The organism is Serratia sp. NA_13, assembly GCF_052691735.1.
In genome coordinates this window covers 1-23,713 of record NZ_JBQZFV010000012.1, presented here as the reverse complement: position 1 = coordinate 23,713, position 23,713 = coordinate 1, and the positions used below count along the sequence as shown (strand labels likewise).

Here is a 23,713-nt window from a genome sequence, read left to right as displayed (position 1 = left end):
TTTACGCCTTTTTTATATCGTCTGCCTTATTCTTTATAGACTTAAAGAATAAATCGACTCATTGCCGACAGGCAACTCGGGCGCAAGTATGGTCAAGAATAAGCAGATTCTGGTCGTTATTCATCTTTGCAGTTTTTTAGTTTTCCTTTACAGCCTGTCCATGATCCCCCCTCTGTTGGTGGCATTGTTGTATAAAGAAAAAAGCGTTTTTTCTTTCTTCTATACGCTGGTGATTGCCGGTTCGCTCGGCGGTTTGGGCTGGTTTAGCACCCGTCAGTCCAGGGTACAGCTGCGCACGCAGGACGGTTTTTTAATCATTGTGTTGTTCTGGCTGCTTTTTTCCATGGTCAGCGCCCTGCCGTTATGGATGGACGACACGCTAAACATCAGCCTGACCGATGCCATGTTCGAAGGTGTTTCCGGCATCACCACCACCGGTGCTTCGGTGCTCAATGATGTTTCCGGCCTGCCCAAATCTTTCCTCTACTACCGCTCCCAGCTCAATTTTATCGGCGGCCTCGGCGTCATTGTATTAGCCGTGGCGGTACTGCCCTTGCTCGGCATTGGTGGCGCCAAACTTTATCAGTCGGAAATGCCCGGCCCGTTCAAGGAAGAACGCCTGACCCCGCGGCTGGCCGACACCTCGAAAAACCTGTGGCTGATTTATCTCGGCCTGGGGTTGGCCTGCACGGTGGCATTTCGCATTGCGGGCATGCCATGGTTTGATGCCCTCTGCCATGGGATTTCTACCGTTTCACTCGGGGGGTTTTCCACCCGCAATGAGAGCCTGGGCTTTTACGATAGCTCGGCGGTGGAAATGGTCGGCGGGATTTTTTCTATCCTGGCTGCGGTGAACTTCACCCTGTATTTCGTCGCCGTGGGACGCCGCAGCCTGAAGCCGCTCTACAGAAACCCGGAACTGCGTTTTTTCCTGCTGGTGCTGTCGATTATTGTGGTGATTGTCTGTTTCGAGCTGTACCGCTCTGACATGTACGGTGCCAAAGACTCCTTCGTACACGGTTTTTTCCTCACCAGTTCGATGATGACCGATAACGGGTTAGCCACCGCCGACTATGCCAAAATGCCTTCTCACACCATTATGTTGCTGTTGGCGGCAAGTTTTTTTGGTGGTTGTGTCGGTTCGACCTGCGGCGGTATCAAGGCACTGCGTTTTCTGATCATGTATAAGCAGAGCCGGCATGAGATCAACCAACTGGTTCATCCCAACGCCATTTTCACCATCAAAGTTGGCAACGCGCCGATTCAGGATCGCGTGTTGCGTTCAGTCTGGAGCTTCTTCTTTCTGTATGTCTTCTTCAGCTGTTTCTTCGTCTGGCTGCTGAACCTGATGGGCTATGACCTGGTCACTTCCTTCGCTACCGTCGCCGCCTGTATTAATAATATGGGATTAGGCTTTGGTGAAACCGCCGCCGGGTTTGGTACGCTCAGCGATGCGGCCAAATGGTTAATGTGCTCGGCGATGTTGCTGGGCCGCCTTGAGATCTACCCTATACTGATTTTGTGCTCCCGAGCTTTTTGGCGTTTTTGATACCTTCGCCGCCCTGTCGCCGTATCGCCTGTTTTTCCTCAACTTTTCTGTACCAACGCTGACACATTCGTAACGTGAATGTGTTTCATTGTTGTATTCGTTTCGTTGCGATAAGTTAATTTCACTGTAAATACATACTGCACTGCATAATCAGAATGCCCAGTTCACTACGTAAGTTTAGCAACAGGCCGTTCAGGCCGGCTTGCAGGATGTGGTCACCGCGATTATCACCGCCTGGTATACCGGCACCGTCGGCCATGGCCAATAACACCCTGAGCGATGGTGCCACGTTGTTTAGCGGCAACTGCACCAGTTGCCACCAGCCGGACGGCAGCGGCAGTAAAAATCAGGCTTACCCTTCTCTGTTCAATAACACGGCCACCGGTTCCGGTAACCCGGCCAACCTGATCTCGGCGATTCGGTTCGGCGTTGAACGACCAACAGATCGCTGCTATCAGCAACTATGTCCTGCAACAGTATGGCAATCCGGCAGTTAAGGTCAGCGCCACGGACGTCAACCTATTGCGGCAAGGTGGCCCGATCCCGCTGCTGGCCAGCCTACAGCCTTATATGGCTCCGGCAATCAGCATGGCGGTACTGGCCTTGCTCATCCTGGTCTGGCTGGTGGGAAGAAAACAGCGTTAAATCCTGTGATTGCAGGTTGGGGAGCTATCCCCGGCTTGCAGGTTTGGCCGCAAGCCACGCAAGGATAGTTTCTGCCTTCATCCTGAGGAATTCGGCATAGTTCGCTTTTATTGAGTTTGATTTTCCACACGGGTGATGCCGTGTTTCTTCATCACTTCTTCCATGGTCAGATTTTCATCATCCGGTGTTTCATCAATGACAACATCTTGCGGACGAACATAAGGTTTGGTGGCACGTTTGAACATCCACCACCAAACGAACACCAGAAACGCACCGGACTTCAGAAAAATCATGGTCCACAATGCTATTTGATACCAGGTCATCTCTATCTCCATGAAAGAGTTAAACGCGATCGCGTCAGTCTATTTTACCCTCTGCATTGTCCCGATCAATAGTCAACGACCTATCCCCCGGGTTCAGGGCCGCTGTTATAGGCATTTCTATCAGGAATTGCTCTACCCTGCCGCCAGCGGCATCTTGCACGGCCTCCGATTCCCCACCAGAGGCTTTGTTTGTCCAGTTGCTGTTATTGCCGGTTTGGCCGACTCGTTTTTCCCTTCGAAAAGAGCGGATTACCCTTTCTCACAGGCTCTTTTTTCATATAGCTAAAAAGTCTAACCAAACCGCTTAAAATAGCCGTTTCAACCAAAAAATGTTAATAGCCCCGTTTTTCCGCTATACTCGCTAGGTTAGATTTCTCGGGCAGCCTGTTTCGCCCACTTTTTATGGAGCTGTTTTAACGGATAAACCCTCACTCCTAACGGACTAGCTAGAAGGTATTCTATGAGCCAAAACGACACTGAAATTGTGGCACGTCGTAGCCATATCAATCCTCCGGTATTTTTTATCTCTGCCGCTTTAATCATCGTCCTGGTGGCCTTTGCCGCCTTTTACCCAGAGTTGGCCGATCGCAAATTCAAAGCGTTGCAACAGGGTATTTTCACTAACGCCAGCTGGTTTTATATTCTGGCGGTGGCACTGATCCTGATGAGCGTGACCTACCTGGGATTGTCGCGTTACGGCAATATCAAGCTCGGGCCGGATCACGCCCAGCCAGACTTTAGCTATGTTTCATGGTTCGCCATGCTGTTTTCCGCCGGGATGGGCATTGGCCTGATGTTCTTTGGCGTCGCCGAACCCGTAATGCATTATCTTTCCCCCCCAATCGGAACGCCGGAAACAGTGGAAGCGGCTAAACAGGCCATGCGCCTAACCTTCTTCCACTGGGGCCTGCATGCCTGGGCAATCTACGCTATCGTGGCGCTGATCCTGGCCTTCTTCAGCTATCGCCACGGCCTGCCACTGACGCTGCGTTCCGCGCTATATCCTATTATCGGCGATCGCATTTATGGGCCGATTGGCCACGCGGTAGATATTTTTGCGGTGATTGGTACCGTGTTCGGTGTCGCCACCTCGCTGGGCTACGGTGTGTTGCAGGTTAACGCCGGCCTTAACCACCTGTTTGGCTTGCCGATCAACGCAACGGTGCAGGTGGTTCTGATCGTGGTGATCACCGGCCTGGCTACGCTGTCAGTGGTTTCCGGACTGGATAAAGGCATCCGAATTCTGTCCGAATTGAACCTCGGCCTGGCGGTGTTGCTGCTGGTGCTGGTGGCTGCGCTCGGCCCGACCGTGCTGTTGTTAAAATCCTTTGTCGAAAATACCGGCGGTTATCTCTCTGACATCGTCAGCAAGACTTTTAACCTGTATGCCTATGAGCCGAAATCCAGTAACTGGCTGGGCGGTTGGACGCTGCTGTATTGGGGCTGGTGGTTGTCTTGGTCGCCTTTCGTCGGCATGTTTATCGCCCGCGTTTCACGTGGACGTACCATCCGTGAATTCGTTACCGGCGTGCTTTTCGTCCCCGCGGGCTTTACGCTGCTGTGGATGACCGTGTTCGGTAACAGTGCCATTAATCTGATCATGGTCGAAGGTGCGCGAGATTTGGCTAACACGGTGCAAAATGACGTAGCACTGGCACTGTTCAACTTCCTGGAACATTTCCCATTCTCTAATATCTTGTCATTTATCGCCATGGCCATGGTGGTAGTCTTCTTCGTCACCTCAGCGGATTCGGGAGCGATGGTGGTAGATACTCTGGCTTCCGGGGGGACCGACCAAACTCCGGTCTGGCAGCGGATTTTCTGGGCCGGCATGATGGGCCTGGTCGCCATTGCCTTGCTGCTCGCCGGTGGGCTGAGCGCACTGCAAACCGTCACCATCGCCAGTGCCCTGCCGTTCTCGATGATATTGCTGATGTCTATCTACGGGCTGTTAAAGGCCTTGCGCATCGACGCCTATAAGCGTGACAGCCAGGTGATGACCACTATTGCACCGACCGCCGCACGCAACCCGATTTCTTGGCAACGGCGGTTACGCAATATCGCCTACTTCCCGAAACGTTCTCAGGTAAAACGCTTTGTCAGTGAGGTGGTTCAACCGGCCATGGCGCTGGTAGAAGCTGAATTAGCCAAGCAAAACACCACTTCCTCTATTGATGATTCACAGGACGATCGCATCCGTTTCGAAGTCGATTTGGGTGATGACCTGAACTTCGTCTATGAGGTTCGCCTGCGGGCCTACATTCAACCGGCCTTTGCTCTGGCGGGCTTGAAAGACGAGGAACGTGATGAGGAACATAAGTACTACCGGGGTGAAGTCCACCTGAAAGAAGGGGGCCAGGATTACGATGTGATGGGCTGGACGCAAGAACAGATCATTCACGATATTCTCGACCAGTACGAGAAACACCTGCACTTCCTGCACCTGGTACGCTAGTACTTTTCGCTGTTACTCTGCCGCCCCATCCGGGGCGGTTTTTTTGGATCGAGCACGGCGAACCATTTTCTGAGCATAAAAAAACCCCGCGATCCAAGAGCACGGGGTCATAATTTATGGCGGAGGAACAGACCTCTTATCTCACATCCAATCCAACGCAATTCAATTAAATCTTTAATATCATGATGTTATTTACAGCACTCATTTAAAGCTGTTCAATCAAATCCACTGATAGCCAAAACAAATGGCCTACTGGATTTCGAGGAAAGCCCATGGCTGTAATCACCGATACCAAAGCAAAAAATATCAAACTGGACGACAAACCTATCCCTCACGGAAGCGTAACTGGCCTGGCGCTTCACCCATCCTCAAAACGGGGGCGCGGAAAATGGGTACTCCGTTTTATAAGCCCTCAAACACAAAAGCGTCGTAACGCAGGGCTAGGTATTTACCCCGAGATCGGTATCGCCGAAGCCGGAAAACTTGCCAGAACTATGCGCGAACAATTAGTCGCAGGTATCCAGAACTGGCTGCATAACTAGCACCGTTTTTATTTTGATGCATTCTGTTTTATTTCAGCATATCGGGTAGTCAGTTGCTTCAGATGCATCTCCAGTTGAGCCCTGAGAGCGGCAGGTAAAGGTTCTCCAGCAGGATTTTGTGATAATGCCCGCAGTTGCTCTTCAGCCGGTATGGATTGATTAAATGACTGCATGGTGGAAAATACCACGGACTTGAGCTCACTGACCGTCATGTATTTACCCTTCTGCTCATCCAGCCCGCTCAGCCGGTTACTCAGTTGCTGTAGCTTCGTCATCCCTTGATGCCAGCCATTCAGGTTCTCTGCAGGTATGCCAGCAGCGTTCAACTGCCGCTGCCATTGTTGTACCAGAGGTTTAGTCTGTTCCGGCCACAGCAACTGAGCCTGTTCCAGAAGCTGCCGACTGTAGGCAATATTCCAGTCAGGAGGTAATTTATCCAGTCGGGCAAGCTGCTGTTGTGTTTGCGCTATCACTGTTTGTGATGACAGGGATTGCTGACGCAACATATCCAACTGTTCAGGTGTGAGTATTGCGGGTAACGGTGCCAGAGATGCAGCAAACTGAGTCTGTAACGGGTCAGGTCGGTGCAAGACATGCCAACCCCACACCGTTGCCAAACTTGTCACCAGCATGGAACACATCCCGGCGGCGAAGAAATGCCACTTTTTTTCCGGAGCTGGCACAGCTGCCAGTACTTCCACATTCGCCTGGTGTTCTGGTTGCGTTACATACACCCACTTCACTGGGCTGGCCGGTGCATCTTTCTCTGCAATCGGGATACCTGAGTGGGCTTCAGATGATATTCCCAAGTCATTCATTGTCGCAGCAGACGGCACGATTCCGGGCTGAATAACAACGCCGGAACCCGATGCGCCGTCACTGTTTTCCAGACGAACAGCACTGTTATGCATCAGGGTACGCAAGGTATCGAACTGACTCAGATGTTTGAGCTCCAAGCGCTGTAATATCGCCCCCAGGCTGGCAAGCTGCTGTTCTGCACGATAAAGCTGGCTGAGGTCACTGTAATTCAGTGGGAGAGTACGCATCAGCTGTTGTATACGCTGGCTCAGAGCGCTGAGGATTTCCATACGGGCGTGTACCGGCTGCGGCCAGAGTACCCCCCACTGATGGCTTATCAGGGCTTCCAGTATCGCCAGCCCTTCATTGAGACCGAATAATCCGGCAAGTTGCGTGCGGGCCAGCGTGTACCATGCCGCTGTCTGCAGCTCCACGCCATTTTGTTCAAACAGCGAGAGGCAGAGTTTTTCGGCATAACGCCAGTTCACATCCGGACGTGCCGGATGTGACAGCTTGCTCAGCTCATCGCGCAGGGCAGCATAATCCGGCAGCGTGCGCGGGTCGCCGCCGGTTTTGATTTTACGGGAGGGAATGTCATTCATGACCAGATATCCATTTGACATATAAGGAGCTATTGAAAGTGATTGTTTATGCGGCTTCGCTTTCTGCATATTCGAGACTCTGCAGATACTGTAGCGCCACAGGGTCAGCAATATATTCAACCTGCCCGTGGTGACGCTCCACCTCATCAATAATTCTGCTGAGCTCGACCCGGAAAAACTCCTTGCGCAGGTTGATTCGGTTAATCCGGTAACTTTCCAGATGGTCATGCAGTGTCTTTTCAAGCGCAGGAGCGTCATCGCAGGAAATCATGGCGTGGACGTCAAAATCAAACGGCACGGCTGCCCCGCTCAGTTCTTTCACACGCTCCATAGGCTCCAGTCGTCGGGTCATACCGATTTTGAAGACGTTTTCACCGAAAGAGCCGATATTCGAAATCACATACACATGTCCCTGTCTGGTGAGCTGGGCCATGGATTTGGCGCGTTCATACTGCTGATGCACGTCTTGGATTTTCTGCTCCAGCTCCAGGCGCTGTCGTTCCAGCTCTTCTCTGTGAGCACCTTCAGCGGCGAGCAGGGCTTCTTCCAGTAAGCGCTGCTGCTCCGCAAGGCGTTGTTCCTCCTCTTCCGCTTCTCGCTGCTGCTGCTCCAGTTCATCCTGACGCTGTTTTTCTTCCCGCATCTGACGCTTGAGCTCAGCCTGATATTCCTTTTCTTCCTGCGCTTTTTCCAGCAGAGCAACCTTATCCAGAAACTGCTGTTTTACGCCTTCCCAGTCGGCATTATCGTCAAGTTCCAGAAAGGTGATTTTTTCGCTGATGGCCACGTAAGCGTCTCTCTCCTTCCTGAGTTGGTCGTACTTGCTTTGCCAATTATTTACCGTGGTACCGGAAAGCAGTGTTTTGACTTTGAATTTATATGCCGAGTCCACAATACGCTGCAGTGCCCGGGAGGCTTTATTTCTGGCATTGTGAAAGTCATCCCACTGACCCGAAAGCTGTTTCTTTTCCTGATACAGACCTCGAGCTACTTCAGTATTGACGGTTTCTTCAAAGGCTTTCTCTTTCTGTGCCAGATCCGAAGCGGCCTGTCCGAGCTCTGCTGTTTTCTTCCGAAAGCCCCGGTAAATGAAAACCCGTATTATCAGCGCAACGGCTATCAGTAAACCAAAGAACAGACCGAGTATTCCTGCCGGATTCGACACAGATTCAATAAATCGCTCATTAAGATTAATTAATGCTCTTACTGCAACATAAATACCCCAGGCAATTACGCCAATAATAACCAGAATAATACCCGCAGCATTGTCATCTTTTTTTCTTCGTGCCATGTTTTATTTTTTCCTTTCTTCTTTTAATCCTGACTATTTAATCTTTACAACGGGCAGGGAATCTTTGCCATATCCGATTAATACTGGTTCTCTGAGCAAATCGGTAAATGGGTGTATCCGGGCTTGTTGACCATATAGAGGGGAGCGCATGTTGGCTGTCGGGGTTGCGTGCTGACCGGTTCGTCGTTTTCTGCAACGCGTTGCGGTTTCTGCTTTTTCGCTGTTGGCACTTTTTTCGTCTGCGCTTTGCGGGAGGACGTAGACGGTTTTACCGGATTGCTGGTTTCTGAGGAAACATATCCGGAGCAGAATCGTTTCGACTGACTCAGACTCCCGTCATTACAGACAAAGCGTCCATCCGATGTGCAGTGCGCTATACCGCCTTTTGAACCTGAGCAGGGCTGCCTTCCTCGCGCAGCATCAGCCTGTGCCGTAAAAAGAATTCCTGAGACCAGAAGGAAGATTAATTTTCTCATTTCCATATCCGTAATTTAATTCGTTATTTTGTGGCTCTGTTCTCCATCAGCCATTAACTGTTTCGCCAGGTAATTATGCAATGACAGACAGGCAAACAAACTATTACTCATTCCGGCTGAGCTATGGAAGGAGCGCCAGAATCAAACCAAAAAATGTGCTCTCATCAAAACCCTGCCCAGAGGAGGATAAAGCACCAGGCGGAGTAAAGGTCCACTTGTTCACCGTTCCAGACCGCATAAATAATCGCCCCAGTGGCGTCACGAGTCCTCCATTATGGAAGGTCGCCTCCACACACCCGGTTACACCCTGACCATAAAGGAATGCCGGCACAAATTTTACTGACCGGTCGTCGATACGCAGAACGAGGGTCGCAATCTCAAATGCTCCCCCCTCAACCAGCAGGTCCGTAACGGGTGTACTGAGCGTCTCCACATTCAGTCCGGTACCCACCAGCCACGCGTCCATCTGTTCCTGAAGCTGTGTCATTCGCAGGCGAAACTCTGCAATATCAGCCTGAGTCTTGCTGACAGATGAAGCCGGAGCAGACTGTCTGGTCTGCAATTTTTCGAGAAACTGTGATTTTACTGACATGATGCTATCTGGCCTTACAGACGGGTTGTGGTATCGATATACTGCTGTTGCTTCAGGTGTCTCAGCATCACTCGTCCCTCGGGCATAAACTCGGTGCCGTAACGCACAAGGCCAATGCCCTTAAGCTCAGCATCAATGGCATAGCGCAGTTCACCGGGAACGTGCTGCTCCAGCAGGACAACCGTTATTTTTTTCAGGCGTGGCTCATATTTGAGCAGAACAGCAGACAGGGTACCCATCAACTCATGGGCCGTTCCCGGCATGCCCTGCAGGATTCTGGTCATATCGGGCAGGCCATAATCCGGCAGATGCGCCAGCGTTCCCGCACGGCAGTTAAGAATGCGCTGCATGTTGTCGAGCACCGACAGAATCACCTGGTTCTGCTCGCTGACCTGATGAAGGTCGAGGCCACCGGTAAAATTTCCGGTCAGCATTTCATACAGCGAAGGCGTGTTATGTCCCTGGGGCATCAGTTGTCCTTGAGAGGTTGCAGCGTCAGATGATTGTTACCGGCTTCCAGAATGCGCGGTTTATCCGGGTCAAGGTCTTCGCGCCCTATCACCAGCTTCCAGGTGTTGTTGACCATATCCGGGTGACGGAACAGCCCCACCACCGCCACAAACTGTGCATCGGCTTCCATCGGCATATTCAGGTTCGCATCCCCCCCCGGCTTCACCACCACATCACGGCTCGCCAGCAGGTCAGCTTTCAGAATGGTCTCCCCGTCTTTCAGCAACTGTTGGTAGACTGTTTTATCGAAGGTTTTGCGGTCTTTCAGCTGGTAGACACGGACCACCACCGGCTCAGACAGCGAGTTGCTCTCGCGCGAATCGGTATTCAGCGCCTCACGCGCGGTGAAATCCAGGTGCAGCACCTTAATCTTTTTGTAGAACACGGTGTTAAATGCCGATTTGGTGCCATCGGTGATGCCCTGCGTCACCCCGCAACCCACCAGGCTGAATGCCAGCAGGGGTAACAGCCAGCGCGCTGTTTTAGTTAAACTTGTACGTAACACGTCGGTTTCCTTGTTGTGGTGTCGCAGGCTCCAGCCCGGCGTAGTAACCCAGTTCGGTCGTAAAGGTCTGTGGAATATCCTCCGGGAGAGCTTCGTCTTCCACACCCAATACGCCGTTCATGCCGAGCCAGAAGGGAGCTTCGCCGAGCGGTGGCGCAGCCAGCAGACGAGTGGCGGTGGTCAGAGTGATTTTGGCCTTGAATCGCCAGCCGAGGTACACCCGCAGCATCACCAGGAGATCCTGGTACAGCAGGCCATCCGGCTTCCAGCCCTGCGCTTCCCGCTCGTTATCCGTTGAAAGCGCAATCAGCAACTGGCTGTTGGCATCCATCGCCTCGTCGCCAAGCGCCGTGTTGCCATCCAGCAGAAAATCCTCATCCCCGTAAAAACCCAGCGGCTGACTGACTTCCACCGGCCGCAGACAGTACGGACTGACCAGCACCACAGTGTCCGGTGCCAGCAAGCTCACCAGCGCCTGCATCCCCTCCTGGGTTTTACACGGTTGCTGCAACACTCCCAGCAGAGCCAGAAAGCGGGATACCGGGGTGGCAATATGCTCTGCTGTGCCTGGTATGCCCAGCCCCACCAGGCCCAGCAGCGACTGTGAGATGCAGTCGGTGCCACCGGGTTCAAATGTGGCCGGGTAGGAATATTTTCGCCAGATGCGATAAAACTGTGTCAGGATGCGGTGGCTGAAGATATCGAGAAACCCTTGCAGCGCCTCGTGCCCTTCCCGGCGCTGGGTGATGTCATCGAGATAGGCCGTTGGCAAGGGTGAGTCGACGCCGTACATCCCCATAAAGGTTGTGCGGATGAGCGGTGGCCTGCTGTCATCATCCTCATCGTATTCAACGGCCTTCAGTTCGCTGGCGGGAAACCCCATCCCCGGATGCGGCGCAAAGCGCACCGGGTCATCAGCGGGATGGCTGGTCGACCCCATCAGCGGCCTGCCCGGATTACGCTTCTCCAGCAGTTGACATAAACGGTAAAAGTTTATCCGGTGAAGGTCGGCTTCCAGCCGTGGGGTCAGCCGGGAATGCGGCGGTCGTGCTTCTCTTCCCATTCCAGACGCTCTCCGGTTGGTTGCAGAATAATAATCAGGCGGTTAAACAGGTAAATATCGGTATAGAGGGCGAAGAAGCGGCTTAGCATCTCGCCAAACAGGCAGATATCGCCCCGTCCGGCAAAACCGTGGCTGTCCAGTGTCACTTCAATCTGTACGCCGCGCACCAGGTAGCCCTGCTCAAAACGCTCCGTTTCGCTGTGCTTCACGTCGATAATCGCCTCCAGACGGCGGCGGTTCATCTCACTGTCCGTCCACTCATACAGCGCCAGCGTGCCACGCAGCACATCGGCATTATCCATCATCGAGAGAAAACCGCTACCGAGGTGGCTCAGCACGCGCCAGTGAAACCGGTCCTGAGCCGGCGGGTAACAGGGAAGCGTAGGGGCACACAGATTACGTACGGCTATGCTGGTCGAGGTGGTTTTCATCACCGTATCGAGCACCGTGCTCTGCAGTGCGCGGCGCGGTAACTGGCCATTGGTACCGGTGAGCGTCAGCGACAGGCTTTCATCTTCCGGCACCGTGTGATTGTCAAAGGCTTCGCCGCCGAGGATAAGCCAGGTGTTATGCAGCCCGGACGGGCCGCGGCGCACGCGGGTGTGGTAGTAATACTCCGGCGCTTCATGGCGCATCATTCCGCCTTTGTGGCGAAAGCTCGAGAACGGGACGTAGGTATGCTGGCTCGATGACATCACCGAATCCACCGCGTAAATCTCGGTATGACCATCCTGGACGCGCATCGGACGCAGCATGTATTCGGTTTGCAGAGAATTGAGCGTCAGCGGATCGGATTCCAGCGGGAACAGGTTAATCACCGGTACACAGTTCAGACGCAGATGCTTTTCGGTAAAGCTGAAGTCATGCTCCCAGCGTTCCGCCAGCACCACGTCGATTTCAAACCATGGGAGCTCGGCCGGAAAGACCACGGTCTCCAGCCCGCGTAGGCCCGTGAACATGAACTTCTCGCGGAAGGTGAAATACTCCAGCAGCAGCTGGTAGCCGCTGAAACTGCTGTCACCCTTCGGCCACAGCCCGTCATCATCTCCAAACCCCAGCGCGGCGAAATACCCGTCGAGCGGTCTTCTGTCCACGTCACCCGGCATCCGCAGCCACAGACGCGCAGCGTTCATGGTAAAGGCTTCGTGCATGGCGCAGGCCAGCGGTGCGTCAGCGTTGAAGTAGAACGGGATCTGGCTGAGATCCATACGGCTCCAGTCTGCAAGATGGCTACAATTAAAGCGCAGGCTGATGACCGACCGCCCGTCAGGGTCAGTCGACAGGCGAACGTGCTCCAGCGACAGCGGCTGAAAGGTTATCTCTTTGGTGGTGGTGTACCGGCAGCGCGTGCCCTTCTCACCGATCGGCCGCGAGTTCACCTCGAAACCTTTGACAATACGCATCTGCTCTTTCATTTCACGCCAGTCGGGGGTGAACTCCACCACCGACATGGACGGAATGGTGCGCAGGTAATGCGGCCACAACAGGCTGACCAGCCCTTCTGTCAGTTCAGGCAGGTCGTCATCGAGCTTTTCACGAAGACGGCCCATCAGGAAGGCAAAGCCTTCAAACAGGCGCTCCACATAGGGGTCGCGCGCGCCCGCTTTATCAAGATTCAGCATCGCCGCCTGCTCAGGATGAGCGCGGGCAAACTCTTCACCGGCTTCCAGCAGGTAGCGCATTTCGGCGTCGTAATAACGCAGGGTTAAGTCGTCCATAGAGTCATCATCTTTTTGTTCGGTGAGTTAACCACACAGCACTGCGGCGCGTGCCGGATCGAGAGAAATAAGCCCGGAAAGCAGTGATTCCATCTCAGGCTGCAGACGGGTTTTATCCGCCTCACTGCGCCCGGCCTTGCCACGCAGCAGCTTGAGTCTGCGGGCTTTGACCTCAAACATTAGCTTTGGCACCCATTGTTCAAGCGTCAGTTCTCGGGCACTGCCGTCGAGTTCACCCAACAAATGCAGTGCCATTTCGTTTTTACCGTACTGCTCGCTCACCCGAGCCATCAGTAAGCGCATCAGCCATCGATCGCGGGAAGAGGTGTAACCCGGCTGAACCTGCAACCAACTGAGCGCGGCTTCAATGCCTTCACTGTCTGCTTTTGCCAGGACCTCAGGCTCCAGCATCAGTACATCATCACTGTTGCTCGCCGTTGCCGTCACCGGCTCATCTTTCCATCCCGGCATAGCATCAAGCACGTTTTCTTTAATCCAGTTCAGGGTCACTTCATCGGCGAAAGGCGTGCCGTCATTGAAGGCCAGCACTTCCAATCCTGGAAGGCGAGCCAGCAGCCCTTCCAGGTCACGGCAAAGGATATCGGCACGCACGCTGTCGTTATCCAGCTTTACCAATGCCTGCCAGGCGTACCACTGCACATCCAGCCACAGATGGTTAACCCCCTGTGCCAGCAGGGTATCCGTATGCTCCAACAGTTCAGACCAGCTTTTTTGCAGGTACAGACGTTTGAGATGTGCCCTGTTATCTGGCTTGGGGGGGACCAGCCGGGTACGCCCGGAGGCGTCCAGCGGCGGTAACTCCGTCAACGTGTCCCAGCGCACACTTTTCAGCAGATGATGCCCGGCCAGCCAACCACCGGGCTGATCGCGGAGATATTTCGCCAGCACTTTGGCCTGATCGAGCAAATCGCGTCCTGACGTGACTGCGTTCATCACCGGCGCCGATAATGCCGGCACCCTAGTAGCGTTTTCTTCACGACTGGTTTGCGGCACCAGACTGTTGGCGCCACCGCTTTGCACCAGCCGGTTATCCAGCGCCTGATACAGTCCTGCCAAATCTGGACGCGCGTCCTCAGCAAACGTTTGGAGTGTCTGCTCTGCAAGTAACAGCGCAGCCGTGATGCGTTGCATGACGGACATATCCACTTCCGGGTACAAAGACAGGCTGTCTGTCACACGGTTACTGCCAAGCCACTCCAGGGCAGATTTACGGCTGCGCTCACGCCTAGGATGCAATCGGGTTCCGAACTGCGCCAGCATTGCAGCCAGCAGTTCAAGCCCCTGAGCAAGCCCGGACTCGCCATCCTGATGCAGACGCGCCCAAACGTAGAAGGTGATGACACGCAGATCCTTGCAGGTGCCGGTCAACAGCTTTTCCGCCAACTCGCAAATCAGGCCTGTATCAATGCCCGAAAGTTTATTGACCTCCTCGCGGATGCGCTGGAAATCATCGTCATAGCCCGGATCCTCCCCAGTCGGTTCATTGCCATTAATAGGTACCAGCCAGCGTTCCCAGTCAGCACTGCGTGCCCTGGCCTGAACCAGTGAGATCTTTTCATCTGCACCACAGACCTGAAGTAGGTTTTGTAATGTGGCCATTATTTCATTCCATCCATGGCTAGGTTATCAGAACGACTCAGTGCCTGAGCCGTCGCCTCGGCATCCACGCTGAATATTTTTTCCGGCAGACTAAAACCGCGCAAATCCAGTAACGCCAGCGGCCCTTTGCCAAGTTGGGAGCGCAGAACCCACTGCAACGTGCGACCATCCGGGGCGGTAAAACTCATCATCCACTGGCTGTGGTCAAGCTGTTTTCGCTTGCCCTGTTCCAGCCAGCGAATGAAGCCCCAGGTACCGCTGTAATCCCCGAACAGACGCGTTCCGGCGCTGGTTGAAGTCCAGGTCAGCATGGCACCGGGCTTGAAGGTATCCCCTGGCCAGCGGAAGGACTGCCAGTCGGCCATCTGGTTGAAGTAATGCAACTGCTGCCCGTCAATCGTTAGCTGGGTTTCCACCACCTGTGGTACCGGGCGGGCCTGTAATTCGAAGCTGATGCCCTGGCTGCCGTCGGTAAACAGAATGTCGGATAGCTGACTCAATTGGTTTAACGCTTTCAGAAATGCCGGGTTAAACGTCAACCCCTGGCTGTTAGTACGGTTCGGCACCCACCGACTGCCTTCTTTTTGCAATACGCCGCTGAGTTCAGCGGTCAGGAAACGGTCAATACGCCCGGTGTCCTTGCGGATAAACTCCGCCAGCATCGGCAGGGAAGCGTCGCTTTTGCTCGCGGCAAACGGGAAGCGCCCCTCAAAGGCGGTATGCCAGTTTGCTACCACTGAACGGCTCCAGCGGTCGTTCAGGCTGGCTGCAGACGGTTGCAGTACGGTTTCCCAGGCCTGCGTCAGCGGCTGCACAAACAGGGTGTTGCCAAAGCCGCTCCACTCCTCACCCAGGCTGGCCGCCACCAGGCTGCCGTACTGCTGGGTATCGGTCAGATCAACGCTTTTGCCCTGGAATACCGTCTGCGCCAGGGTCTGCATCATCTCCTGCGGATCGTTAGCACTCGCCACCTGTTGCAGGCGCAGACGCACACGGGTGATACGGGTGAGGTAGGTTTGCAGGCTCAGCGTGCTGTCCGCCGACATCACGTTGCTGGCTTGGTTTTTCCCCATCAGTGTCAGTAACGGCCCGAAGGTGTCATCCAACGGCCCCTGCTGGCCCGCCGCTTTTTGGTCGATAACCGGCCGATCGTTTTTGCCGATAAGATCTTTTGCCGACTTGATGATGGAATCCGACAGCCCTTCGCGCAGCTCGCCAGCTTGTCCCTGCCAGGCCAACGTATTCATTAACGCGATCATCGGCGACTGACGCACATCGCTCATCAGTGTCAGTTGGTCAATCACATCCGCAATGTTGTGCGCCGGATTCAGCCGCAGGCTGTTGAGGAAGTTCAACCAGCTGCCGGCAAAATCAGTGAAGTAACGCTGCGTCAGACGCGCTTTAAGCGCTTCCGGGGAGAGGTCGGCAGAAACGGTCTTGCGACTGTCGCTCAGTACCCAGTCAATCTCATCCCGCCGCGAGTTCGCCGCTTTCTCGATGGCCTGCTGAATCCCCCCTTCCCACGCCTGACGGGTAAACATCCCCGGCACCACGTCATCGGTGGTGAACAGTCGCCGCGCATCGGTACCACTGGTCATGTCCTCCAGAGACACATCGGCAAAGTTACGGCGCACCGATTTGAGCATGTTTTCGTAGAGGGTTCCCTCCGCATTACGGCGACCAATCTGCTGCAACAGCACCTGGCGGCTTTGGCTGACCAGTTGCGCATCCGGAGTGATTTTCCACTGCGGCTGCGGCGGCAACTCATTTATGTAGAATGCCCATAGGTCCGGAGAAAGACTCCGCCACAGACCGGTGGATATGCCGGTCCTGGACGGTTGAACGTCCTTCATGGTCTGGGCATAGAACGCACCATCGGCTTTGTCCGGACGCGCCATCATCAGCCAGGCTTTCAGCTGGTCATAACCGGGTTTAGCCAATTGCGTGCGCTGGTCACTGTTAGGTGCCGAGTTTGTCAGAGCAGTCAGTTTCTGCATCAGGGCAGCATTGGCCGGGTCACGGATCAGGCGGTTGTTCGCCACGCCATACCACGGGAGCATCGCGCTCAACAGTTGCGGATTATGATCGAGGCCAAAACGTTGATACCACGGTGAACCGCCCTGAACATGATGTTGCAGACGACCGGCATCGTTACGCAGGTCGTGCAGAGCAGTCAGTTGAGAGTCAGAAACGGAGGGATGCTCGACCAGAGAACGGACTTTGTTCGCTACAGAGGAAATCTGACTATAGTTCAGGGAAAAAGAGAGCAGCAGCCCCGCCCCCCAGATGCCGAGCACAGCCATAATGCCCCATGCCAGCGTCTGCTCCCAGGCCATACCGACACGGCGGCCACGCACACGCGTGCAGTCTTCCGTCACCCCTTGCCAGGTTGCCGGAAACGTCAGGGCATGTTTATGCGCAGCCGGAATGGCGCTTTCCGCCACGTTTTTGCCTGCTTCTTCACTCGGGGAGCCGGGTTTATTGACCGGGCTGAACATCAGCCCCCGCAGCGGGATACGTTGTTGATAACCGTACAGCCAGGGTGTCAAGCGGGACATCCAGCGTTTGCTTTCCCCCTGCTCAAGCTGCTGAGCAAGGCGCAGCAGAAAATCATACTGGCGCTGTTCGGCAATCTGCGACATGCCCTGTTCACGCAGTTGCGGCAGCAGCTTATCGAGTTGTGTCGCCACCGCCTCCGGCATCGCCCGCAGTGGCAGCGTGATACCGACAGACTGCGATTTACGCCCTGCCTGCGACCATTCACTGCCGCACAGCTGCCACAGCCAGACAGGGGCAGAATAGCGCAGCGCTTCGCCGATTTTCTCCAGCCCGCGCAGATCGTTGTCACTCATCTGCGGTGTGAGGATCTCACCTTCCCCCAGCACCCGGACAATGCCGTCCAGTGGGCGGCCACGGCGGAGTTTGCGCAGCGCGGTATATTTTTCTGTATCTACTTCAGCCGTCAGACTGCCGCCGTAGATCAGAACGGTACGCTCACCTTCAAGCCACTGGCCGGCTTGCAGACCGGGCACCAGTTGTTCAATTGTGGCCTCGTCGCCGACGACTAACAGGAGGCGGACTTTTCGGTGCCAGAACAGCTTATAACGGCGGAACAGGTGATTTTTCAGCGGCGCGTAAATCGCTTCACGTTGGCTTTCTGGTGCCGGTTGACGTTGGCGGGATACCGGTGGACTGACCTTGTCCTTAATCAGCAGGCGGAAGGCCATAAACCCCAGTACCAACAGGCTTAGCGCCACTCCCCAGACGATAAAACAGGCGGCGATAAGTGGGCGCAGCGCCTCCCATTCCGTTGCGCGGTCGGTCCCCCACAGCCACCATGCCAGCCCGCCCAGCAGCACCAGCAAGGTGACCACGGCAATACAGACGGTGGCCGTGGCTGCCACTGAGAGGGCAGCAGGTTTATTGACGTTGTCCATCAGGTTTTACGATTCCAAGTGCGAGGGTGTTCATCGGGTCGCGGGCAATCCAGCCACACGGTTGTTGGTGGTGCGCGGCGTAAATGACCGCCAGCGATATCACGGTCAAGGCGGCCATATCACCGATATCGCCCCAGTTGGCATCCTGTTGATGCTGGCTGACGTCCCAGCCGCTGTGCGCCAGCCCATCCAACTCTGGCAAGGCGAACATCGGGCAGGCTTCGGGAGGGGAGCTCAGCTCACTCTGCACCAGCGCACGGGCGCAAACGGCGGGAAGTGCATCCCCCGCCTCCGCGGAGAAGACTTCGCCACGCGCCAGTTGCACCGGGCCATCCTGCCCGGCCAGCCACAGCACGGCGGCCTCCCCGGCGGGACGCGGTGTACCGGGCGCTGCGACGACCGACCGGCAACCCGCGATCAGTATAACGTCATCCGTTTTAGCCGCTGCCAGCCCGCTCGCTATCGCCGCAAGGCTGGCTTCCCCTTGCCAGGGTTCAGGGCGCGGCGGCAAAGAGCACGCCGGGAAGATAGCGGCCATCTGCGCGCTGAACGCCTGCCAACCCGCGTCTGTACCCTGCCAGTAACAGCACTGCGGCGAAGTAAACATTTTATCGCCATGCTGCTTTTGCCACTCAATAACCAGCAGTTCAGCCAGCCGCTTTTCACGCCCAGCGGCATCCACCGCCGAAATCTGCGGCAGGCGCAGCGCCCGGCCGCCGCCTTCTTTTTTTTCCTCCGGCTGGCGATGTTCACGTTTAAGCAGGCGCAGCCAGTCGGTTGAGCGCCCACCGGCGGGCCCCAGCAATACCACCTCTTTTAATGCGAACGTTTGGCGATGCTGTGCCCACCACCGCTGCTGTTCATACGCCACCCGTTGATGGTAGAAAGCGGTGTTATGCACGCTGACGCGGTAGTACAGCAGGCGGATAAGCCAACCCGTACCCGCCAGCACCAGTGACAGCAGGATACCGACCGCGATCGGCGAGGTTCTCCCCTGTGCAGACGGCAGCAGTGCGCTGATGCCGCCACCGAGCAGCACCAGCAGTGCCGCGGCCGACAGCCAGCGAGCGGCGAGCGGCGGGCGGGCCGTTTTATAGCCGGGATAGTCAGGAACCGGCCTCACTGGTCAATACCGCAATCCGGGAAGGAACTGACCAGCGTGCAGCCACAGGCGCAACGGTGGCCGTGCAGCGCAACCGGCTGGCCATCGATCCGGGTCCTTGAACTGCCTTCGGCGATGGTGGTCATGCCGTGCTTATTACAGCTCACCGGGTCGCCCTTGCAGGCAAATCCCTGACTAAAACACTGATAGTGCCCGCCCAGCACCCTGCCGCCATGTTCCCGCAGCGTATCCCCCTGGCGAATGACTTTATTCATCAGATTCCCTTCCCTGGACTTAAGCGATGGCCGCCTGTACCTGCTCAAGCCAACTGGCCGGCATGGCCGATTTCGCCCGCGTCAGTTGCTGTTCCGCCACTGCGGCTTTCTGTAGGGCAACTACCACACCTGGCTCGGTGGTAAAGGCTCTGAGCTGTTCGCCCCCCGGCAGCTCGGGCAGCGGCAGGCCGGTGAGCCTGTCCAGCACCTCGACCTGCAGCGAACGCACCGCACCGGTGGCGGCCAGGCCGGCCAGTTTGCCGCTCAGGCTTTTCTGTTTGAAACTCAGAACCACCCCCGTGGTGAGGGTGGCAAACCCCACCAGGTTGCCGGCAATCACCAGCGGCGAGAGCGACTTATTGCATTGGTCGCTGAAGTAAATCATGCGGTAGCGGAAGTAGCCGCCCCACATCTCGCGCGAGCTGAGCGCGGCGTGCATAAACCAGGCACGCGAGTCGTGCACCTGGTCGTCGAACAATGCCCTGACCAACCCGGCGGGCTGCTCCGCGTTGCTGGCCTCTCCGGCGGCGGGGAACAGGGTAGCCACGCGGGCATCTCCGTCGGTTTTAATCCGCCGGTATTCATGCGGTTCATCATCGGTATTGAGGACAAAGATCATCGGTTGCAGTACGGTGTCCAGCACCACCTGCGCCAGATTTTCCGGGATGCGGTAGCCGTCGTGGTAGTCCTTGCCAAACTCCTTCGCCGCTTCAAACAGCTGGGTCTGCGCCATATCCGGGTCGAAATCCTTGATGCCTGGATGCAGCACCAGATCGTCCATCTGGTCGGCGGGTTGATTTGCCATCTGCTCCTGACGTGCCTTGATAACCTCTTGCTGCTTTTTATCTCGTACCTCTTCAGCAGCCTTGCGTACAGCGGGCAACGCTTCCTTATCCGTGGCAGCTTTGTAGAACCGCTGTTCCACCAGCGTCCCTTTGGCATAGCGATCAATACGCCAGGCGGTGATCCAGGCAATCTGGTTTACGACGACGGTTTCCAGACTGCCGCTGGCGCGCGGCGGATCGTAGTTGGCCGCCTCATCTGGGCTGATGTCGGCCGGAGTAGTCAGATTAAGGGTGAGCTCGCGCCAGGCGTTGAAGCGCTGGACTAGATCTCCGTGAATTAGAAATTCTTTTAAAGAATCTAAAGGCATCAACCGCCAGTTGTCCGTCTTCTTGTCATCAGGTAATGCTTCCACGGGCACTTTTAATGGCGCACCAGAGGAAAAGGCTGAAGCATACATATCATGCAAGGAGATTTGTGACAGCAATAAAGCATCATCCTCACCATTCGCCTTCCCCTGATCTCCCGGCGGATAACCACCACCGATATCCGAATGCATCCCTGGATACACCACCTCGGTGGCATAAGGTGGGTACTTGCCGTTCCCCCGGCGCACCGAGTCCAGCGGGAAGCAGAGCCGCTGCTCGTGGCCGGAGACCAGATGCACGCATTTTTTTATCAACCCGCCATAGGTTTCATCACTCGGCAGCTCCATCGTATCGTCCGCCCAGCCCATATGCCCCTCGGCAATCGGCGCCACGTGCGCCACCCCGACCGAGGCCACGGTATCCAGCAGCCCGAGAAACTCCACGCTGAGGGGCAACTGCAGCTCACCAATCTGCAGGCACTGCGGGGGGTTCTCACCTTCCGCCGCCGGTGGCGGCAACAGTTCGCTCAGCCAGCGTACAAAGGCGCGCGCCGCCGCTGCACCGCGAGAAAAGCCGTAAACATACAGCTTGATGCCTAACAGCTTGGGTTTTCCCGGCTCCGGCTGGGTAATTAATGGTTTCAACTGCGGGGCTAACTCATTCAGTAAGCGGCTGAACTCTTCATAACGGTTGTGGCTGCCGCCAAACCACAGGCGGTTCCAACTGGTACCCATTTTGCCGATGGACTGACGACTCTCCGCGGTAGTCAACCATTTTTCAGTGGCGGTGAACTTCAGTACATCAATAATGCGCAGCAGCCCCCAGTTAATACGCTCCTCGCCCTTAGTTGCACCCACCAGCCCCAGAGTGGAATAGTCTGGGTCGTTCACTTCCGGGAACGGAGTACCCACACCGGGCATATAGAACTTAAAATATTTCCCCTCGCCGTCTTCCGCATCATCTAGCAACGTGCTCTGGCCGTCTGTTGGCACTCCACCCGCAGTGCCGGTCCCGATAGTGGCACGAAACAGACGCGCGATATTGGTCGGATGCTTCGGGTCAGACAGGAGCAGGTCATTGTTCAGGTTATTGCCGGTACCGTCGAAAAACAGACTAATATGCAGCGTTTTGCAGCACGGCGGCTCCACGCGCCGTCCGGCAGCCAGGCACAGTTCCTGGCGGTAGAGCCGTTCGGCGCTGTTCTGCTGATGGCAGCTCTGCCCGACCTGCAGTGCCTGAGTCGGCAGGCGTCCCTGTGGCGGGAACGGCGGTGGCGCCCAGGCTAAATCGGTTTCCTTTATCTCGGACATACGTTTGGCTCCTTCATCCTGATGGGCTCTTTAATCGGGTAGTTGGCATTTCTCGGTGACCAGCAACTGGTGGTCACCTTCACTTCATCGCAGGGCAAAAAGTGCACCGTAATACCGCAGGTATCCTGGCCGTTGTAGTCAGGAACCGGGACGGTTTTGCTGTGCTGGCGATTCTGAGCACTCATCTTTTTCTCCCAGGCTTTATATTTTTCGTAATCAGTAAATCCCGGGAAACCTTCTGTTGATGCCTCCCCACTTTCCCAGTCAATACGCACCGTCATGCCCGGCTGCCAGCGGGCCGGCACGCTGTAGCAGCAGCCGCCACCGCCGCCCTGGAACGGGCCAATAATGTCGATACCCGACTGACGGTCCACGCTGAAGTGGTTAATCGCCCATTTGGTGTGGTTGATGGCCTTAATGGTACCGCCGCCGCCACTGGCCTGAGCGGCGGGTTGTGAGCAGCCGGTTAACAGCAACAGACCCGCCAGCAGCGGGCTTAATAATGAACGTTTCATCTGACTTTCCTTGTAGACGTGGAACTCAACTAAGGGGGAAAACGACAACCGGAGACAGGTTATCTCGGACAGTCTTTCGGCTCCTTCATCCTGATGGGCTCTTTAATCGGGTAGGCCGGGCTGCCATAGGTGTAGCAACTGGTCGTCACCTTTACCTCATCACAAGGCAAAAAGTGCACCGTAATGCCGCAGGTATCCTGGCCGTTGTAGTCGGGAACCGGGACGGTTTTGCTGTGCTGGCGTTTTTGTGCATCAATGCTTTTTTTCCAAGCAAGATATTTTTTCCTGTCCTGATAACCAGGAAAGTCCATTGAATACCCAATCCCAGTTTCCCAGTCAATACGCGCCGTCATACCCGGTGTCCACCGAGCGGGCACGCTGTAGCAACAGCCACCACCACCGCCCTGGAACGGACCGATAATGTCGATACCCGACTGGTTATCCACGCTGAAGTGGTTAATCGCCCAATGGGTGTGGTTGATGGCGTCGATAGTGCCACCTCCGCCCCTTGCCTGAGCGACAGGCTGTGAGCAGCCGGTTAACAGCAGCAGACCCGCCAACAGCGGGCTCAATAATGAATGTTTCATCTGACTTTCCTTGTAGACGTGGAACTCAACTAAGGGGGAAAACGACAACCGGAGACAAGTTATCTCGGACAGTCTTTCGGCTCCTTCATCCTGATGGGCTCTTTAATCGGGTAGTTAGCATTTCTCGGTGACCAACAACTGGTTGTGACCTTCACCTCATCACAGGGCAAAAAGTGCACCGTGATGCCGCAGACATCCTGGCCGTTATAATCAGGCACCGGGACAGTTTTGCTGTGCTGACGGTTCTGGGCCTTCATTTTTTTTCCCAAGCAAGATATTTTTCTGTATCAGCAAACCCGGGAAAGCCTTTTGACCCTCCTTCCCCACTTTCCCAGTCAACTCGTACCGTCATACCCGGCGTCCAGCGGGCGGGCACGCTGTAGCAGCAGCCGCCACCGCCGCCCTGGAACGGGCCAATAATGTCGATGCCCGACTGGTTATCAACACTGAAGTGGTTAATCGCCCATTTGGTGTGGTTGATGGCTTTAATTGTTCCGCCACCACCGCCCCTTGCCTGAGCGACAGGCTGTGAGCAGCCGGTTAACAGCAGCAGACCCGCCAGCAGCGGGCTTAATAATGAGCGTTTCATTTGACTTTCCTTGTAGACGTGGAACTCAACTAAGGGGGAAAACGACAACCGGAGACAA

At 55.4% G+C, this 23,713-nt stretch carries 19 protein-coding genes and 3 pseudogenes; 4 read left to right on the top strand and 18 right to left on the bottom strand.

What is annotated here, in order from left to right:
* Window positions 1-88 precede the first annotated feature (88 nt).
* Window positions 89-1,549 (top strand): TrkH family potassium uptake protein, encoded by a 1,461-nt coding sequence (locus ACUTSU_RS16230; protein WP_445650770.1) that lies wholly within the window; start codon window positions 89-91, stop codon window positions 1,547-1,549.
* Window positions 1,550-1,670: 121 nt separating this feature from the next.
* Here ACUTSU_RS16230 and ACUTSU_RS16225 read toward each other — a convergent pair whose 3' ends face one another.
* Window positions 1,671-1,859: a hypothetical protein gene (locus tag ACUTSU_RS16225; protein WP_445654430.1), complete on the bottom strand. Its 189-nt coding sequence runs from the start codon at window positions 1,857-1,859 to the stop codon at window positions 1,671-1,673.
* On the opposite strand from ACUTSU_RS16225, the pseudogene ACUTSU_RS16220 reads away from it, so the two are divergent.
* A pseudogene (locus ACUTSU_RS16220) lies at window positions 1,810-2,194 on the top strand (c-type cytochrome); the annotation flags it as partial. The gene ACUTSU_RS16225 and the pseudogene ACUTSU_RS16220 sit on opposite strands and share 50 nt — an antisense overlap.
* A gap of 107 nt (window positions 2,195-2,301) precedes the next feature.
* Here ACUTSU_RS16220 and ACUTSU_RS16215 read toward each other — a convergent pair.
* Entirely contained in the window at window positions 2,302-2,517 is a 216-nt protein-coding gene (locus ACUTSU_RS16215; protein ID WP_012006231.1) for a hypothetical protein, read from the bottom strand.
* A gap of 460 nt (window positions 2,518-2,977) precedes the next feature.
* Here ACUTSU_RS16215 and betT point away from each other — a divergent pair, with 460 nt between their 5' ends.
* Window positions 2,978-4,972 (top strand): choline BCCT transporter BetT, encoded by a 1,995-nt coding sequence (gene betT / locus ACUTSU_RS16210; RefSeq protein ID WP_445650769.1) that lies wholly within the window; start codon window positions 2,978-2,980, stop codon window positions 4,970-4,972.
* A 272-nt stretch (window positions 4,973-5,244) separates the two neighbouring features.
* Window positions 5,245-5,490 (top strand): annotated as a pseudogene (locus ACUTSU_RS16205) (Arm DNA-binding domain-containing protein); the annotation flags it as partial.
* Window positions 5,491-5,522: 32 nt separating this feature from the next.
* Here the strand turns inward: ACUTSU_RS16205 and ACUTSU_RS16200 are convergent.
* From ACUTSU_RS16200 to tli1 (ACUTSU_RS16125), 16 genes and pseudogenes are all read right to left on the bottom strand, one after another.
* Entirely contained in the window at window positions 5,523-6,914 is a 1,392-nt protein-coding gene (locus ACUTSU_RS16200) for a VasL domain-containing protein (RefSeq protein WP_445651141.1), read from the bottom strand.
* Window positions 6,915-6,960: 46 nt separating this feature from the next.
* A complete protein-coding gene (locus ACUTSU_RS16195; RefSeq protein ID WP_445654401.1) occupies window positions 6,961-8,205 on the bottom strand; it encodes a GIY-YIG nuclease family protein in 1,245 nt (414 codons plus the stop codon).
* A gap of 77 nt (window positions 8,206-8,282) precedes the next feature.
* Window positions 8,283-8,681 carry a YdcA family protein gene (locus tag ACUTSU_RS16190; RefSeq protein WP_445650767.1) on the bottom strand — a complete coding sequence of 133 codons (399 nt, stop codon included), beginning with the start codon at window positions 8,679-8,681 and terminating at the stop codon, window positions 8,283-8,285.
* A 121-nt stretch (window positions 8,682-8,802) separates the two neighbouring features.
* Window positions 8,803-9,273, bottom strand: a complete 471-nt coding sequence (locus ACUTSU_RS16185; RefSeq protein WP_445654400.1) for a hypothetical protein — start codon at window positions 9,271-9,273, stop codon at window positions 8,803-8,805.
* A 14-nt stretch (window positions 9,274-9,287) separates the two neighbouring features.
* Window positions 9,288-9,743: a type VI secretion system baseplate subunit TssE gene (tssE, locus tag ACUTSU_RS16180; RefSeq protein WP_445650765.1), complete on the bottom strand. Its 456-nt coding sequence runs from the start codon at window positions 9,741-9,743 to the stop codon at window positions 9,288-9,290.
* Window positions 9,743-10,288: a type VI secretion system lipoprotein TssJ gene (gene tssJ, locus ACUTSU_RS16175; protein WP_445650764.1), complete on the bottom strand. Its 546-nt coding sequence runs from the start codon at window positions 10,286-10,288 to the stop codon at window positions 9,743-9,745. Before tssJ ends, tssE begins: the two co-directional genes overlap by 1 nt.
* Window positions 10,266-11,351: a type VI secretion system baseplate subunit TssG gene (gene tssG / locus ACUTSU_RS16170; RefSeq protein WP_445650763.1), complete on the bottom strand. Its 1,086-nt coding sequence runs from the start codon at window positions 11,349-11,351 to the stop codon at window positions 10,266-10,268. Before tssG ends, tssJ begins: the two co-directional genes overlap by 23 nt.
* Window positions 11,315-13,069 (bottom strand): type VI secretion system baseplate subunit TssF, encoded by a 1,755-nt coding sequence (gene tssF, locus ACUTSU_RS16165; protein WP_445654399.1) that lies wholly within the window; start codon window positions 13,067-13,069, stop codon window positions 11,315-11,317. The genes tssG and tssF overlap by 37 nt, the downstream gene beginning before the upstream one ends.
* Before the next feature lie 27 nt (window positions 13,070-13,096).
* Window positions 13,097-14,689 carry a type VI secretion system protein TssA gene (gene tssA, locus ACUTSU_RS16160; protein ID WP_445654398.1) on the bottom strand — a complete coding sequence of 531 codons (1,593 nt, stop codon included), beginning with the start codon at window positions 14,687-14,689 and terminating at the stop codon, window positions 13,097-13,099.
* On the bottom strand, window positions 14,689-18,126 hold the full coding sequence (locus ACUTSU_RS16155) for an ImcF-related family protein (RefSeq protein ID WP_445654397.1): 3,438 nt from the start codon (window positions 18,124-18,126) through the stop codon (window positions 14,689-14,691). The genes tssA and ACUTSU_RS16155 overlap by 1 nt, the downstream gene beginning before the upstream one ends.
* Window positions 18,110-19,249: a hypothetical protein gene (locus tag ACUTSU_RS16150; protein ID WP_445654396.1), complete on the bottom strand. Its 1,140-nt coding sequence runs from the start codon at window positions 19,247-19,249 to the stop codon at window positions 18,110-18,112. Before ACUTSU_RS16150 ends, ACUTSU_RS16155 begins: the two co-directional genes overlap by 17 nt.
* Window positions 19,246-19,503, bottom strand: coding sequence for a PAAR domain-containing protein (locus ACUTSU_RS16145; RefSeq protein WP_445654395.1), 258 nt, complete (start codon window positions 19,501-19,503; stop codon window positions 19,246-19,248). Before ACUTSU_RS16145 ends, ACUTSU_RS16150 begins: the two co-directional genes overlap by 4 nt.
* Before the next feature lie 19 nt (window positions 19,504-19,522).
* A complete protein-coding gene (locus tag ACUTSU_RS16140; RefSeq protein WP_445654394.1) occupies window positions 19,523-21,964 on the bottom strand; it encodes a T6SS phospholipase effector Tle1-like catalytic domain-containing protein in 2,442 nt (813 codons plus the stop codon).
* A complete protein-coding gene (tli1, locus tag ACUTSU_RS16135; protein WP_445654393.1) occupies window positions 21,952-22,479 on the bottom strand; it encodes a T6SS immunity phospholipase A1-binding lipoprotein Tli1-KP in 528 nt (175 codons plus the stop codon). The genes ACUTSU_RS16140 and tli1 (ACUTSU_RS16135) overlap by 13 nt, the downstream gene beginning before the upstream one ends.
* A 59-nt stretch (window positions 22,480-22,538) precedes the next feature.
* The gene (locus ACUTSU_RS16130; RefSeq protein ID WP_445654392.1) at window positions 22,539-23,066 is read right to left on the bottom strand and encodes a DUF3304 domain-containing protein; all 528 of its coding nucleotides are present in this window, start codon (window positions 23,064-23,066) and stop codon (window positions 22,539-22,541) included.
* Window positions 23,067-23,125: 59 nt separating this feature from the next.
* Window positions 23,126-23,655, bottom strand: a pseudogene (gene tli1 / locus ACUTSU_RS16125) (T6SS immunity phospholipase A1-binding lipoprotein Tli1-KP).
* Window positions 23,656-23,713 lie beyond the last annotated feature (58 nt).